Annotated in this window: 20 protein-coding genes; 13 read left to right on the top strand and 7 right to left on the bottom strand. The window is 44.9% G+C overall.

What is annotated here, in order from left to right:
* Positions 1-129: 129 nt before the first annotated feature.
* On the top strand, positions 130-1,437 hold the full coding sequence (locus DFR62_RS06885) for a CitMHS family transporter (protein WP_058382540.1): 1,308 nt from the start codon (positions 130-132) through the stop codon (positions 1,435-1,437).
* 38 nt (positions 1,438-1,475) lie between these two features.
* Here the strand turns inward: DFR62_RS06885 and yyaC are convergent, their stop codons facing one another.
* Both yyaC and DFR62_RS06870 read right to left on the bottom strand, forming a co-directional pair.
* On the bottom strand, positions 1,476-2,075 hold the full coding sequence (gene yyaC / locus DFR62_RS06880; RefSeq protein ID WP_241663131.1) for a spore protease YyaC: 600 nt from the start codon (positions 2,073-2,075) through the stop codon (positions 1,476-1,478).
* Positions 2,076-2,364: 289 nt separating this feature from the next.
* Positions 2,365-3,132: an alpha/beta fold hydrolase gene (locus DFR62_RS06870; protein WP_121299011.1), complete on the bottom strand. Its 768-nt coding sequence runs from the start codon at positions 3,130-3,132 to the stop codon at positions 2,365-2,367.
* Between the two features lie 295 nt (positions 3,133-3,427).
* Here DFR62_RS06870 and DFR62_RS06865 point away from each other — a divergent pair, with 295 nt between their 5' ends.
* The 5 genes from DFR62_RS06865 (at position 3,428) to DFR62_RS06840 (ending at position 6,992) form a co-directional block, all read left to right on the top strand.
* Positions 3,428-3,976, top strand: a complete 549-nt coding sequence (locus DFR62_RS06865; protein ID WP_121299009.1) for a GNAT family N-acetyltransferase — start codon at positions 3,428-3,430, stop codon at positions 3,974-3,976.
* Between the two features lie 256 nt (positions 3,977-4,232).
* Positions 4,233-4,787, top strand: coding sequence for a nucleoside/nucleotide kinase family protein (locus DFR62_RS06855; RefSeq protein ID WP_121299005.1), 555 nt, complete (start codon positions 4,233-4,235; stop codon positions 4,785-4,787).
* On the top strand, positions 4,772-5,119 hold the full coding sequence (locus DFR62_RS06850) for an ASCH domain-containing protein (protein ID WP_121299003.1): 348 nt from the start codon (positions 4,772-4,774) through the stop codon (positions 5,117-5,119). The genes DFR62_RS06855 and DFR62_RS06850 overlap by 16 nt, the downstream gene beginning before the upstream one ends.
* A 34-nt stretch (positions 5,120-5,153) precedes the next feature.
* The gene (locus DFR62_RS06845; RefSeq protein ID WP_121299001.1) at positions 5,154-5,333 is read left to right on the top strand and encodes a hypothetical protein; all 180 of its coding nucleotides are present in this window, start codon (positions 5,154-5,156) and stop codon (positions 5,331-5,333) included.
* Positions 5,334-5,360: 27 nt separating this feature from the next.
* Complete coding sequence (locus tag DFR62_RS06840; RefSeq protein ID WP_121298999.1) at positions 5,361-6,992, top strand: hypothetical protein; 1,632 nt, start codon at positions 5,361-5,363, stop codon at positions 6,990-6,992.
* Between the two features lie 53 nt (positions 6,993-7,045).
* Here the strand turns inward: DFR62_RS06840 and DFR62_RS06835 are convergent, their stop codons facing one another.
* Positions 7,046-7,903 (bottom strand): SDR family oxidoreductase, encoded by an 858-nt coding sequence (locus tag DFR62_RS06835; protein WP_121298997.1) that lies wholly within the window; start codon positions 7,901-7,903, stop codon positions 7,046-7,048.
* Between the two features lie 187 nt (positions 7,904-8,090).
* On the opposite strand from DFR62_RS06835, the gene DFR62_RS06830 reads away from it, so the two are divergent.
* The 5 genes from DFR62_RS06830 to DFR62_RS17645 all read left to right on the top strand — a co-directional run bounded on the left by DFR62_RS06830 (position 8,091) and on the right by DFR62_RS17645 (position 10,295).
* Positions 8,091-8,525: an Rrf2 family transcriptional regulator gene (locus tag DFR62_RS06830; protein WP_121298995.1), complete on the top strand. Its 435-nt coding sequence runs from the start codon at positions 8,091-8,093 to the stop codon at positions 8,523-8,525.
* A 152-nt stretch (positions 8,526-8,677) separates the two neighbouring features.
* Positions 8,678-9,172 carry a GNAT family N-acetyltransferase gene (locus DFR62_RS06825; RefSeq protein ID WP_121298993.1) on the top strand — a complete coding sequence of 165 codons (495 nt, stop codon included), beginning with the start codon at positions 8,678-8,680 and terminating at the stop codon, positions 9,170-9,172.
* Positions 9,173-9,202: 30 nt separating this feature from the next.
* Complete coding sequence (locus DFR62_RS06820) at positions 9,203-9,667, top strand: GNAT family N-acetyltransferase (protein ID WP_121298991.1); 465 nt, start codon at positions 9,203-9,205, stop codon at positions 9,665-9,667.
* A 65-nt stretch (positions 9,668-9,732) separates the two neighbouring features.
* Entirely contained in the window at positions 9,733-9,945 is a 213-nt protein-coding gene (locus DFR62_RS17650) for a hypothetical protein (RefSeq protein ID WP_421958190.1), read from the top strand.
* The gene (locus DFR62_RS17645) at positions 9,933-10,295 is read left to right on the top strand and encodes a GNAT family N-acetyltransferase (RefSeq protein ID WP_421958191.1); all 363 of its coding nucleotides are present in this window, start codon (positions 9,933-9,935) and stop codon (positions 10,293-10,295) included. Before DFR62_RS17650 ends, DFR62_RS17645 begins: the two co-directional genes overlap by 13 nt.
* Before the next feature lie 40 nt (positions 10,296-10,335).
* Here DFR62_RS17645 and DFR62_RS06810 read toward each other — a convergent pair whose 3' ends face one another.
* On the bottom strand, positions 10,336-11,205 hold the full coding sequence (locus DFR62_RS06810; protein WP_112229811.1) for a cation diffusion facilitator family transporter: 870 nt from the start codon (positions 11,203-11,205) through the stop codon (positions 10,336-10,338).
* 209 nt (positions 11,206-11,414) lie between these two features.
* On the opposite strand from DFR62_RS06810, the gene bsh reads away from it, so the two are divergent.
* Positions 11,415-12,389: a choloylglycine hydrolase gene (gene bsh, locus DFR62_RS06805; protein ID WP_121298989.1), complete on the top strand. Its 975-nt coding sequence runs from the start codon at positions 11,415-11,417 to the stop codon at positions 12,387-12,389.
* A 163-nt stretch (positions 12,390-12,552) separates the two neighbouring features.
* Entirely contained in the window at positions 12,553-12,762 is a 210-nt protein-coding gene (locus tag DFR62_RS06800; RefSeq protein WP_121298987.1) for a hypothetical protein, read from the top strand.
* Between the two features lie 71 nt (positions 12,763-12,833).
* Here DFR62_RS06800 and DFR62_RS17265 read toward each other — a convergent pair whose 3' ends face one another.
* From DFR62_RS17265 to DFR62_RS06790, 3 genes are all read right to left on the bottom strand, one after another.
* Complete coding sequence (locus DFR62_RS17265; protein WP_135449543.1) at positions 12,834-13,028, bottom strand: hypothetical protein; 195 nt, start codon at positions 13,026-13,028, stop codon at positions 12,834-12,836.
* Complete coding sequence (locus tag DFR62_RS17640; RefSeq protein ID WP_421958192.1) at positions 13,028-13,216, bottom strand: hypothetical protein; 189 nt, start codon at positions 13,214-13,216, stop codon at positions 13,028-13,030. The genes DFR62_RS17265 and DFR62_RS17640 overlap by 1 nt, the downstream gene beginning before the upstream one ends.
* Positions 13,217-13,430: 214 nt before the next feature.
* Positions 13,431-13,634: a helix-turn-helix transcriptional regulator gene (locus DFR62_RS06790; RefSeq protein ID WP_121298983.1), complete on the bottom strand. Its 204-nt coding sequence runs from the start codon at positions 13,632-13,634 to the stop codon at positions 13,431-13,433.
* Positions 13,635-13,725: the final 91 nt, after the last annotated feature.

Below are 13,725 nucleotides of genomic sequence, written 5' to 3'. Positions count from 1 at the left end.
TATAAATTCTCTCTATTTTACTTATTTTAAGTAATAGAATATTCTTAAAACTAATTCGTATCGCTAATTTGCCAAGGGGTGGGAAATTTAATTGTTATGTAAGCGAATACATTTAGAGGGGGAATTTATATTCTTACACTATTAGGGGTTTCCATGGTAATTGTATTTACGTATTTGATCATGGCGAAAAAAATGTCGCCGGTCTCCGCGTTGGTGGTGGTGCCAATCGTCTTTGCCGTCATCGGCGGATTTTGGTCCGGTTTAGGGACAATGATGATGGACGGGCTTAAACAAGTCGCCCCGTCCGCAGCTTTGTTGCTGTTTGCGATCTTGTTCTTCGGCATTTTGATCGATGCCGGGCTGTTTGACCCATTGATCAATCGAGTCATGAAGTTGGTGAAAGGGGATCCGGTGAAAATTGCGATCGGGACAGCGGTCATCGCCATGATTGCGTCATTGGACGGCGATGGCACGACGACGCATATGATCACCATTTCAGCGATGCTTGCGCTGTACATCCGCCTCGGCATGAACCCGTTGGTGTTGGCAACCATTTCCATTATGTCCGTCAGTATCATCAGCGGCATGACGCCGTGGGGCGGTCCGGCGACAAGGGCTATCGCTGCGTTAGGCTTGGATGCCAATGAATTTTTCATTCCGATTCTTCCAACGATGTTTGCAGGAATCCTGAGCATTTTGGGAATTGCGTACATGATGGGGAAAAAAGAACGCGAACGGCTCGGCATCATTAAAGTGGAAAACATTCCTGCTAATTCCGAAAGCATGCTTCAAGTTGCCGCTACCCATGCCTTGGACGAAGATTTGAAAAAGCCGCAATTGATCTGGGTCAACCTCGTATTGGTACTGGCCGTCATGAGCGTCTTGGTAACGGGGATCTTGCCCGCTGCCGTCAGTTTCCTGATCGGCTTCGTGTTGGCAGCTGCCATTAACTATCCCGACCTGCAAATGCAAAAAGAACGCATTCTGGCGCATTCCGGCAATGCCATCACGGTCGTCGTACTGGTCTTTGCTGCCGGTATCTTCTCAGGAATTTTCTCTGGCACGCAAATGGTCGATGCCATTTCCAACTCGTTGATCTCGATTATTCCGGCGTCTGTCGGCTCTTATTACCCATTGATCGTTGCCATTACGAGCATGCCGTTTACGTTTGCTTTGTCGAATGATGCTTATTATTTCGGCGTGTTGCCAATCTTGGCGGAAGCGGGCGCAGCGTATGGCGTGAGTCCTCTTGAAATCGCACGTGCTTCCGTCTTAGGGCAGCCGATACACTTCTTGAGCCCATTAGTGGCTTCGACCTTATTGGTAGTGGGGATGATCAGGAAGGATTTTGGGGAAATGCAGAAATTCGCATTCAAATGGGCATTCCTTTGCTGCTTATCCATTATTGCGGTGGCTTTCATTACCGGGGCCATTTAACTTAAAAAAGATTCCGCCCGGCTGGGGCGGAATCTTTTTTATTGGCTTGCTTGTTGTTCGCTTTCTGTGATGACGTGAGCGATTAATCGGGACAGCTTCATGACCGTATGGAGGCGCGTGTCGTTCAAAAACTGTGAGGTTGGGAGGGGATCCAAATAGTTCACGATCCCTTGGAAATGATAGTCGCCGGTTTCCGGAAGCATTCTCTCCAGTGCTTTTCCTGGCATCAGCGGAGCGTCTACAAATAGCACATCGCCAACTTGTTCTTTCGCGCCGAGGCTCGCATCGACGCAGATGATCAGCGGATGGTGATAGGTTTTTTGGATGTCTTTTAAAGCAGGCTTTAAATTGAACGCATGGATAGGCTCTTCCAATGTCCCGTATACGCGCTCGATTTTGGCATTTTCCACAATCAAGCTTCCGGTGAGAGGCCCTAAGGAATCACCGATATACCGGTCAGATCCGATGCACAAATAAACGACTTCGCGCTGCTCGGAACGGGCGTCGCGGAGGATCGCCGACAAATTGTCGATGATTGCCTGCAATGCTTCGGGTGCAGTCTGCTCATTAAACTGAAGCGTATTTTTGGGTTTGGGTGCAACTTCATGGAGTTTATGTCTGCGGAAGGTATTCATCATGTTATACCACCTCTATACGTACTTTTATCAATTGCTTTCATTATAACTTTAATTAAACTAAGAGCATAAGATGAAGGTGTGCCTTGTAGAAAGTAAAGTAAAAAATCTCTTTTGGGCTCTATTCGTTAAAGCCACAAGTATCAAAAAAAGCGTATTCGAATTTACCGAATACGCTTTTGTTCATTTCAAATTTTTCATTATCATGAAAGCAACTAGAGTTACTACACCCACAAGTAAGAACCCCATTGTTTAGAGGTGTTTTTCGCGTAGCTAGGTAAGCAATGAATTCTCACTTCTCCTTTAGCAATGGTTCGGCAGGGCGCTTCAAAGTTTCAAGCATCTTGTGAATTTCCTCAACGACTGCTTGAGGGTTATCGATGTGAACGGCGTGTCCCGCGTCTTCAAGAACGACGTGCCGGCTATTCGAACTTAAAGCTACTAAATCTTTCTGGAAATCCATCCAATGGGCCCAAGATTCAGGGGTGTGGACAGGCTGGTTGCCGCCGGTAACGATAGTCAAGGGCATATCGCCGAGTGTTTTGTGTTTCCGTACTTGCTCCAAGCTTTCTTCGAAGTCTGCTAATGTGCCTTCTACCGCAAATTGCCTGTAATACTGTTTCTGGTTTGGGGGAGACAGCGCCGGGGCCATCAATTTGTTTTGATCTTCGTGGCAAGCGTCTAAGAGCAGCACACCTGCCACTTCTTCAGGATATAGACTGGCGTATAAACGGACGTTCAAGCCACCGAAGGAATGTCCGACTAGAATATAGGGTGGTTTCACGTTCGTTTTTTGAAGCAGCAGCCGTAAATTTTCAACGTTTTGCAGACTATGGCGCGGTCGGTCGTCGATGGTGCTTTTTCCGAGACCCGCCCGGTTGTACACGAGCATTCTGGAAAATGCAGAGACCTCCGCCTTAATCGGGTTCCAGCTTTTCGTTCTCCATCCATTGCCTGAATCAAAAACAATGACAGGACTCTCTTTGCTTTCACCAAGTTCTTCAAAGTAAAGCTGGATTCCTCCAATATCCATGCACTGGCCTATCCATTGCTTTGTCATGTTCTTCCTCCATTTCATTAGACAAGCTTCTAATTGCTGCTTAAAAATATTCTCTTAATTATACTACAATATTCTGTAAGTTGATTGGATGTGTATACAAAAATTGGATATAGTAGAAAGGAATGAAATTCATTTACGAAGTTTTAAAGTGGGCTTTCGATTATGAGTTTTAACAATACAGAAATCAAAAGTTTATAGCACTCACTTGTCGAAGATACTAGCCGCACTATTATGTAAGCGACGTTGAGAGATCAAATTTAGTGTTAAGTGGATTTAGAAAGGTAGATTATAAAAAATGGTTGATATTAAAGGAAGAAAAATTGAGTTAATCAAAAATACAGCAGAGAGCTTAGATGAACTATATTTCTGGCGGTTTGAAGAAAAACAGCAAGAAGCAAAAAAGTGGAATGGTCCGTATATTCCTGAAGAACATATGAGCAAAGAACAGCACAGGGAAAAATGGCTAAATGGTGAGGAGATTGCTGCGGATGTTCCGACTTCCCTAACGATTAGGGCAGGCGAAAAAGTGATTGGTTATGTAGGCGCTTATTGGGTGGACCAAAACACCAATTGGCTTGAAACAGGAATCGTCATCTACGATAAAAATTACTGGAACGGCGGTTATGGCAGAGAAGCCTATACCTTATGGATAGATTTCCTTTTCGAATCGACGGACCTGCACAGGCTTGGAATGTCGACCTGGTCAGGCAATGAAAGGATGATGAAAGTTGCGGAAAAGATCGGCATGAAAGAAGAGGCACGCATCCGAAAAGCACGGATGGTGGACGGGGAATATTTCGATGCCATCAAGATGGGGATACTGCGAGAAGAGTGGAAAAAGTAGGTGATGGATTTCTTCAAACAGCCGATGCAAGGAATTATTTTAAGAGGAGTGTTTCGTTGAATAAAAAAACTCATATATTTTTAGTCATTGTCCTAGCAGTCAACACGCTAAGATACGGCACTTATCTAATGGAAGGCGACACAAACATCTATTACATCATTATGTTTTTGGCCAATCTAATAGCTATGTTATTTGTCATTATGTCTAGAATGAACAAAAAAAGATCGGAAACTGATGGTTCCATAAGAGAGAGCCGGTGAACGAATTGAAAAAGCCCATTACCATTGCAATTACGGGTGTTTCAGGCGGTGGTAAAACCGCGCTCGTCACTCATTTGGCCAAGCATATCAATAATGCCGAAGCGCTGTTCTTTGATGATTATGACTTGCATGGACCGGAAGATGTATTGGAGTGGGTCGACCGCGGCGCCGATTCTCATGAGTGGAATCTCGAGCCGTTTGTTGCTGATTTCGTGGAATTGCTGAAGCAGCCAGTAGAGTACATATTTTTAGACTATCCTTTTGCGTATCAACACATGCGAATGAAAGAGTATATTGATTTAGCTGTCTTTATTGATACACCACTGGATCTTGCCTTAGCCCGGAGGATTAGCAGAGACTTTCACGATAGTTCCGAAGAAGAAATAGTGGCGCAAGTGAATTATTATGCAAGCCATGGAAGGCGTGCTTACATCCACATGCTCAATAAGATTCAGCCAGATTCGGATTTAATTGTAGATGGAACTTTAACTATAAAGGACCTTGGCGATCAATTGATGGAGAAAGTGGGAAAACAATGGAGCACAAGATGAAACTTTACGAAGAACCTTTCCAAGCGATCCAGTCTGGGAAGAAAATAGTCGAAATCAGGCTGAACGATCCAAAGCGGAGAAAGTTGGAGCAGGGAGATACGATAGAATTCACGAAACTGCCCGGCGAAGACGAAAAACTAATAGTGAAAATCACAAAGTTATGCACATATCCGACGTTTCGGGAAATGTTTGAAGACATTCCCGCTGAGAAATTCGGAATTGTGGATAACAATATTGAAAAGCGCGTTGAATCCATTCACACCTTCTATTCATCAGCGCGTGAACAGGAATGGGGCAGCTTGGCGATTGAAATTGAGCTGCTTTCATCTTAAAACGGTGGATAAGCTGTTGAAGGAGCTGTAAGAAATGACAAAAACCATGATTATGTTTTCCACAGGTTCAATAATGCTTATGGCAGGTATGTATATATCCACATACTTATCCACTTTTGCGGTGGCCGTCGGGACTGCGCTGGCTGTAGCAGGTGGTTGGTTTATGGGAAGCAGCGCCTTTTTCTTACCAAAACCTACGAAGAAATCAAATTAGGATGCTCGATTTAAATAGAGGTGACTTATGCACATAGTTAAAAATATTATTTTGAGCTTCCTCAGCTTGGTTTTGCTGACGGCTGGATTCGCAGTTTTACTGCTGTATTTGGATGTAGGGCAAAGCTTGATTGCCTGGCTTGGTGTAAGTGTCTTCGTAATCGCGGGCATTGTGTTGGCGATTGTCTGGATTGTAAAAGCGGGGGATAGTAAGAAAAAAATAACGAGTGCTGTCTTTCTGATAGCTTCTTCTATTTTGTTCTGGATTTTTACGCTCTTTTTATTCGGCACAAACTTTCTGCTCTATGATGTTGAATACGACATGACAGAAGCAACGGAGCTGACGCCTGAAGAGAAGTTAACTTATTACCGCCGACTAATCACAGGAGAGGACGGTTCCATTGATTTGGCCACATTGGATTCAAAAGAAATCAATGGAATCACATTTTATTTTGCACCGGGAAGCGAACCATTAGAAGAAATGGAACAGTTGGTGGACCTTGTAGAAACCAATCATCCGCAATTGGAGCGTGAGCTGGGAGGGGAAACCGACGCCCCAGTTTCTTTCGTTCTCTATGGAGAAAATCTTGACATGCCGATTCGGGAAACGATTCAGGCGGAGTATAGTGGATTTTACAAAGAACACGATCAGACGATTCATTTGCCTCTGCCGATCGACGAGGTTTCGGTCATCCATGAATACACGCATCATTTGTTTTACAGCATCGCGGAGGAGCGGGGGATGTATAGTTCTGAAATTCCTGTTTGGTTTGCGGAAGGCGTAGCAACTTATTTATCGGAAAAAGATCAGGCACTGCCATTTGATCCGGATTACCCGATTAAATATGCTGCCTTTGAAAAACTGGAGCATCCGGGTGGCTGGGAAAATCATTTGTCCGATCCCTATAGTCCTTATACTCAAAGCCGTGCTTTTGTAGAATTCTTGGTAAATGGGAAGGGAGAAGATATTCTTCTGAGAATTTTTGCGGAAATGGAACATTCTACGTTTGAATCAAGTTTTAAAAAAGTAACCGGGAAAATTCTAGAAAATTACGAGGCTGAGTTTTTTGCTAGTTTTGAGCAGTTGAGTGATTTGTGGAAAAGGGCAGATTTGTTAGAATACCAAAATGGAAAGCCGGAAGAAGCGTTGAAGATTTTTTTGGAAATTGCAGAAACCGCTCCTAATTTAGAAACGGCCAACCATCGGATTGCGAGCCTGTATAGGGAGATAGGAGACTACGACAATACGAACCTTTATCGACAGAATGAGCTGAGGCTCGTCAATCCAGAGAGCATGACAGGTTTATCAAATTCTTATAGTTACGTTACTCAGGATTTATTGTTTACAGACGTTTCCGAAGCAGTGAAATATGCAAAAATGGGTGTTGATTCAGCTGGAGAATGGGAGCGCGCTTGGAGTAAAAAGGTCTTTGCCGAAGTATCGGAGTTAGCAAACCAGGTTGAAATTGGCCAGCCACTCAAAGGCTACTACGGTGTGTTAGAAGGCGAGCATGCTGTGACTGGGGGATTCTCTCCAAGGGAAAAAGCGAACTTGATCGATGTCGTTTTAGCAAGATACCCTGAAGATCTCTCAGCAAACAGAACCGCATTGATCGAGTTGAAAGAACAGTTTGAAGCCGAGCTGACAGCTCAACAATAATAAATAAGAAACGGAGCTGATCGACAAGAGCAGCTCCGTTTCTTTTTAATTTTTTATTTTGAAACCAGCTGCGCGAGACCATCTTTGATTGGTGTCAGTGGGCGGCCGAGCACTTGTTCGAAATCGCTGTTTGCGACTGCGAGCGAACCGTTGCGGATGCTTTCCTGGATGCCGACGACGATCGGAATGGCGAAGTCGGGCACGCCGGCACCTTTCATCACTTCTGCGTATTCTGCGTCGCTTACTTGCTGCACGGAAACTGGTTTATCCAGTACGTCACCAAGTGCCGAAGCCAGTTGTTCCTGTGTTAACAAGGGACCAGAAAGTTCGTAAGTTTTGTTTTCGTGGCCGCTGCCAGTCAATACGGCGACAGCTGCGTCGGCATAATCCTGCTGTAAAGCCCAGCCGACTTTTCCTTCACCAGCCGAAGTGACCCAAGGCGCGCCTGCTTCTACAGCTTGAATGCTGCCCAGTTCATTTTCCAAATACCAATTATTGCGAAGGAAGGCATAAGGGATGCCCGTTTTGATGATAGCGGCTTCTGTCGCTACGTGCGGCGGAGCCATCAAGTTTTGGCTTTCTGTCGCATTGGCGAGGCTCGTATAGGCGATAAATTTAACGCCTGCGCGCTCAGCGGCGTGAACCGCATTCTTGTGTTGGCGGATTCTTGTTTCGTTGTCGCCGTCAGTTGATATGATCAATAAGCGGTCGATTTCTTGAAAAGCTTGATCCAATGTTTCCGAAGCATCGAAATCACCGTGGCGAACGTCTACGCCTTGAGCGCGCAGGTCTTCAGCTTTTTCGGGATTACGGACACTTACCGCAAGATCGCTAGCAGGTACTTGTTTCAATAAAGATGCCACTACTTTTGAGCCCAGTTTTCCTGTAGCTCCTGTCACCAAAATTTTCATCACTAATTCCTCCTGTTCAGTTGTTCTTGTAACTGAATTGATTACATGTTTAGTTTATTCACTTGTAACCATCTTGTCAACAGGTTGGATTTAATATATTTTCAGTTCGAAATTTGATACAATTACTTGTAACCGGAACAATTACATCATGTGAAATTCAACATAAATAAGCAATGGAGGGCTCAACATGTCAATAAGCAGCCGATTCGCCGTCGGAATCCACATACTGGCGTTAATTGATTTGAATAAAGAAACCGCCTCATCTTCCGAATTTATCGCGGGCAGCGTCAATACCAATGCAGCCGTCATCAGAAAGATCATGGGCATGCTGAAAAAAGCGGGATTGATCGAAGTGCAGCCAGGGGTGGCGGGCGCTAAACTTACGAGAGAGTTATCGGAAATCACGCTGTTCGATATTTACAAAGCAGTCAACGTGGTCGAAGAGAACGAATTATTCAGCATCCACGACAAGCCGCATCCCGATTGCGTAGTCGGCAAAAACATCCAAAGCACCATCGAACCAATTTTCATGGCCGCGCAGTCGGCAATGGAAAAAGTGTTTCAGAACCTGACGCTTGAAGACATCGTAAAAGATATTGAAGCGAAAGAACATATTAAGTGAAAAAGACATTCCACGTGGATGTCTTTTTTAGTTAAAAAGTGTATGAAAGTTTTAGGTATGAAAAATTTAGTTGTGTTGAAGGGTTTTTTCAAAGGTTATGATAATAATTAATAAAGAGACGATTTACTACAAAAACTGAAGGAGGATGAAAAATGCCGCATCTCTATACAGATAGGTTAGAATTGATGACTTTCACCCCAGAAATGATGCAAGCCGCGACTTCGACTAGGGACGAGCTGGAACGGGCAACAGGCTTTTCCATAGCTAGTGGGTATCCGAGTGAAACCTATAAAGAAATTCTTCCTTATAAAATTCAGCGGTACCGGCATTTCCCGGAGGAAAACGAATGGGAAGGGCTCATTATCCATAAGCAAGACCAGTGCGTCATCGGGGATATGGGCTTTCGGCGAAGCACCGACAATCCAAAAGAAATCGAATTGGGCTATAGCATCGTTCCCGCTTATGAAGGCTATGGCTATGCGACGGAAATGGCCGAAGCAATTATTGAGTGGGGGCTTAAGTTAGAGGGGGTAGAGCGCATTATCGCGAGCTGCGACCCCAACAACGCGGCTTCTGCAAGGGTTTTGGAAAAAGCGGGTTTCACTAGTTTGGGTGAGCGTGAAGGGAAAATTTACTGGTCGACATGAAGACCTTGGGAATGAAGAGGTGAAAAGCGGATGGACTATATTTTTCAGGCCATGACGCAGGAGCAAGCGGAGGATATTGCAGCAAGCTGGCGTTATCAAGGAGAGTATTCCTTTTATGACATGAACGCAGACCCGGAGGACTTAGAGGAGTTTTTGGATCCTGAAAAACGCGAGGGCGTATATTTTGTGGTTCTTTCCCAAAATGAAATCATCGGGTTTTACAGCTTTCAACGCCCCGATCAAGAGACGGTGGATATTGGGCTTGGAATGAAACCGGAGTTGACCGGAAAAGGCAACGGCGCGGCATTCTTGGCAGCGGGCTTGCAGTTTGCCGAAACAAGGTACCGCCCGAAGAACATTACTTTATCGGTAGCGGCGTTCAATCAACGGGCCATAACCTTATATGAAAAGCTTGGATTTAGAAAAGTGGCATCTTTCGTGCAGCCGACAAACGGGGGGCAGTACGATTTTGTGAAGATGAAACATAATGAATAGCGGATCATGGTTTTGCGAAACACTGATTTACGTTAAGTTATTCAAAATTTGAGAGGGGAATAATAATGGGGAGCGTAGTATTGGTGCCGCACGATGACGCCTATTGCGAGGAAATTTTCAGGCTTTCTTCTATGCCGGCTGTAAAAGATGCTTTAGGTTTGCCGGATGGAACTCTGGAAGATACTATTCGTTTCAGCCAGCTGGTAAGGGAAGAAGAAAAGTCAGGAACGAGAGTACCGCGAGTGATTTTGGGGAGCAAAACCAATTGGTCGGCTTAACCGACTTGATGTTTATCGATTACTCGAAGAATTCCTGCCATATCGGAACGTGGATTGGCCAGGAATATTGGGGACAAGGGTTTAACGAAGCGTCTAAAGTCGCCATATTAAAAATTGCTTTTGGGGAGTTGGGATTGTCGCGTGTCTTCGCAGGGGCAAGAACGGTCAATATCCGTTCTCAAAAAGCGCAGGAAAAATTGCCTTTTATTAGCCTGCATGTGGAAACTGAATTCCCGGAAGAACATAAGGCGCTTGAGGACAAGGAAAAGCAAGCATGCGTCCTGCATGTTTTTCGGAAAGAGGATTTTGATACATACCTCGCAGATAAAGAGAATCCGCACATGATATAGAGAAAGGATGAACACAAAAAAACCGGCGCTGCCGGTTTTTTTAGTGTGGCTCCACATGCACATGGACAGCTGAAATATCGTAGCGTTTCATGAGTTTGACTTCTACTTTGGTCGAGATGTCGTGTGCGACAGCAATGTCCAAATCGCCAGGCACCAAAACGGTTACATCGACTACGGCCCGGTTGCCGTAATTTCTAGCGCGGATTTCGCGGACTTCAGTGACGCCTTGTGTGGCGAGTGCAGTTTCTTTGAACGATTTGATGAGTTCTTCGTCAAAGCCGTCCGTCAGTTCGTGGGTTGCTTCCCAAAAGATGCCCCAGCCGGTTTTGACGATCAATACACCGACAAGAAGAGCCGCAAGCGGATCGAGCCACGGCAGATAAAACTGCGCGCCGACGATTCCGACGACGGCTGCGATGCTGACCCAAGCATCGGATAAATTGTCTTTGGCTGCTGCAGCCACAGCTTTGCTATTGATGCGTTCAGCTAGCTTTTTGTTATATCGATATACCAAATACATCACGATGGCAGAAAATCCTGCGGTCCAGGCCGAAAGCAGCCCAGGTGTTTCGCTGGTCCCTTGGAAAACCGACACGACGGCTGAGTAGGTAACTTGCAACCCGACTGCGACGATAATGAACGACGCCACCAAGGAAGCTACCGTTTCTGCCCGCCAATGCCCGTAAGGATGGTTGGCGTCTGCCGGCTTTTGGGATAATTTCAAGCCGATCAAAACTGCCGTTGATGCAACGATATCGGTGACGTTGTTCAAGCCGTCCGCTTTTAAAGCTTCTGATCCTGCTATATAGCCGATCCATAATTTAATAACTGATAAAATAATATAGGTAGCAATGCTGAGCATCGCGCCCCGCTCGCCTAATTTCAGATTGTCGAATCGTTCTTGTTCCACCTGTAATTCCCCCGTCCTGCAAGTACTTGAGTAGGATACCATCCGTAAATCGAGTGTGTCTACGGCAAAGTTTTTTTAGTATAGCAACTGAAAAGGAGCGAGGAAAGAAAGTTTCTGAAGGGAAAACGGAAGAATATTTGGTTAATGAAACTTTGGGTATAAAGGGAGTAGCGAACAATACCATAAACCAGAAAGCGGGGCGGACAGTGATGTGCACAGCGATCAGTTTCGAAACGAAAGACCATTATTTTGGCCGAAATCTCGATTTAGATGTTTCCTATAACGAAATGGTGACCATCACACCGCGGAATTTTCATTTTTACTTTCGTAAAGCCCAGGATATGATGAGTCATTACGCCTTGATCGGCATGGCAGCGGTCATCGACCATTATCCGTTATACTACGACGCCACCAATGAAAAAGGCTTGAGCATGGCGGGGTTGAATTTCCCGGGAAATGCTCATTTCCATCGAGAAGATCCGGACAAAGACAATATCGCGCCTTTTGAATTCATTCCGTGGATTTTAGGTCAATGTGAAACGGTCGAGGAAGCAAAAATGCTGTTGTCGAAGCTGAACTTGGCGGACATTCCTTTCAGTGAACAGCTCCCAATCGCACCGCTTCACTGGATGATTTCCGATCAGCAGCAGTCGATTGTCGTGGAGTCTGTAAAAGAAGGGCTGAAAGTTTACGATAATCCAGCCGGCGTGCTGGCGAATAATCCCGAATTCGGCTACCATTTGTTCAATTTGAACCAGTATTTATCGGTGACAGCTTCCGCCCCTGAAAATCGTTTCTCGAAACAATTAGACCTCAAGCCTTATAGCCTCGGTATGGGCGGCATCGGCTTGCCGGGCGATTTGTCCTCGACTTCACGTTTTGTTAGGGCCACATTCGCCAAATTCAACTCGGCATCCGGCAGCAGTGAAGCAGACAGTGTCGGGCAGTTCTTTCATATCTTGAATTCGGTTGCACAGCCGAAAGGGCTCAACGCGCTAGGGGGCGGGAATTTCGAATACACTTTGTATTCTTCCTGCTGCAATATGGACAAGGGGATTTACTATTACACAACGTACGACAATAGCCAGATTACGGCGGTCGATCTGCACGCCGAAGATTTGGACAGCGCACAACTCGTCTCTTATCCGCTCATTTCGAGCCAGCAGTTCCGTTTCGTCAATTGAAAACAGCGGAGCATGCCAGTGAGGAGCTGGACACTTGCCGGTTTTAGGTTGATTTTATACGGGGCTATCAGGAAAATGGCACTGGGGTCTATCGGAAATACATGGACATACCAGTAGGCTAACACCAAAGCTGACCTAAAAATGATAGGAGAATGAGGCAAACATGTTCAAATCATATGTGGCCGCAATCGAAAAGTACCGAGGCTTCATCATCGCCTTCAATTGTTTGATCGTGCTTATCAGTTCATGGGGAGATAATTGGGTGCTGACGTGGATCATGGTGGCAGGCCTTATTATTTGCCCATTGATCGGCATCTCCGATTTAAAGCAAGCTCGTGCACGGCAACGTGAGAAGTTAAACGATATGCAATAATGAAAAGTCCCGCTGCAAAAAAGCAGCGGGACTTTATATACATTCGATCGGACAATTTAAAATTGGCTTATTCAATCAACCTGTTTTTCCATCGCGTGTATCCCTAATAAAAGAACTACGATAAAGGTATTCGTGATTAATGCCCACAAAGTCAACGGTGCTGCTATTTCATTGTCAGCGTTCATGAATAAATAAACTCCTAATGAAATGCTGCATAGCGCTGCGATAGCCAGGGTGATTTTTAACAATATAATAACTTTCTTCATCAATAGCGCCTCGCAAGGAAAACCCATGAGGTAAACAAAGTGCTGATCATCAATGCGGTTAAAATGGTGATAGCGTCACTGGCGGTTAATTGGATGATGTTAAACTCAAGCAATGAATTAAGGGCGAAAGAATAGAATAAAAAAGCAAGAAATGAAAAGAACATGCCTTTTTGGCGAATCAACTGCATGCGTTCATCCTTTTGGACAAATTGTGGATATAGGTAACTTAAACAAAAAGCCATGATAGACATCGAGAGAATGATGTAAGTGTCTGGTAGGGGAGCACTATTGTTCATGATTGCTGCGATGAGTAAAAATCCTGCCATCAAGAAAAATAATGAGCCTAGAGCTGAAAATGCGATGCGGTAATTAATAAGAATTCCTCCTTACTGATTAAACAATTTAATCTGATTCGTCTTCCAAAAAGAAAATGTTCTCGATGTGGGTGCCAAAAATCTTGCCCATCTGCAAGGCGAGGGGAAGAGACGGATTATAGCGCCCTTTTTCGATTGAAATGATCGTCTGTCTCGAAACGTCCAGCTTTTTAGCGAGCTGGTCTTGTGAATAACCGTGTGTCTCCCGCAATTCCTTTAATTTATTATCCACTCTATCACGTCCTCGTAGTTATAATTCTATGTTACGTGTAAAGTCTGCTTTACGTCAAGCGAACTTTACACATCATTCCTCTAAGTTTACA

Source organism: Planococcus citreus, assembly GCF_003664125.1.
Lineage (GTDB): Bacteria > Bacillota > Bacilli > Bacillales_A > Planococcaceae > Planococcus > Planococcus citreus.
This window is presented reverse-complemented; position numbering and strand designations above follow the sequence as displayed.

Coding starts and splice junctions, on each gene's coding strand:
- bsh (WP_121298989.1), top strand. CDS start 11,415: ATGTGCACAGCGATCAGTTTCGAAACGAAAGACCATTATTTTGGCCGA.
- DFR62_RS06830 (WP_121298995.1), top strand. CDS start 8,091: ATGTCAATAAGCAGCCGATTCGCCGTCGGAATCCACATACTGGCGTTA.
- DFR62_RS17265 (WP_135449543.1), bottom strand. CDS start 13,028: ATGAAGAAAGTTATTATATTGTTAAAAATCACCCTGGCTATCGCAGCG.
- yyaC (WP_241663131.1), bottom strand. CDS start 2,075: ATGATGAATACCTTCCGCAGACATAAACTCCATGAAGTTGCACCCAAA.
- DFR62_RS06845 (WP_121299001.1), top strand. CDS start 5,154: ATGACAAAAACCATGATTATGTTTTCCACAGGTTCAATAATGCTTATG.
- DFR62_RS06835 (WP_121298997.1), bottom strand. CDS start 7,903: ATGAAAATTTTGGTGACAGGAGCTACAGGAAAACTGGGCTCAAAAGTA.
- DFR62_RS06840 (WP_121298999.1), top strand. CDS start 5,361: ATGCACATAGTTAAAAATATTATTTTGAGCTTCCTCAGCTTGGTTTTG.
- DFR62_RS06865 (WP_121299009.1), top strand. CDS start 3,428: ATGGTTGATATTAAAGGAAGAAAAATTGAGTTAATCAAAAATACAGCA.
- DFR62_RS06850 (WP_121299003.1), top strand. CDS start 4,772: ATGGAGCACAAGATGAAACTTTACGAAGAACCTTTCCAAGCGATCCAG.
- DFR62_RS17650 (WP_421958190.1), top strand. CDS start 9,733: ATGGGGAGCGTAGTATTGGTGCCGCACGATGACGCCTATTGCGAGGAA.
- DFR62_RS06800 (WP_121298987.1), top strand. CDS start 12,553: ATGTTCAAATCATATGTGGCCGCAATCGAAAAGTACCGAGGCTTCATC.
- DFR62_RS06820 (WP_121298991.1), top strand. CDS start 9,203: ATGGACTATATTTTTCAGGCCATGACGCAGGAGCAAGCGGAGGATATT.
- DFR62_RS06825 (WP_121298993.1), top strand. CDS start 8,678: ATGCCGCATCTCTATACAGATAGGTTAGAATTGATGACTTTCACCCCA.
- DFR62_RS06870 (WP_121299011.1), bottom strand. CDS start 3,132: ATGACAAAGCAATGGATAGGCCAGTGCATGGATATTGGAGGAATCCAG.
- DFR62_RS17640 (WP_421958192.1), bottom strand. CDS start 13,216: ATGCAGTTGATTCGCCAAAAAGGCATGTTCTTTTCATTTCTTGCTTTT.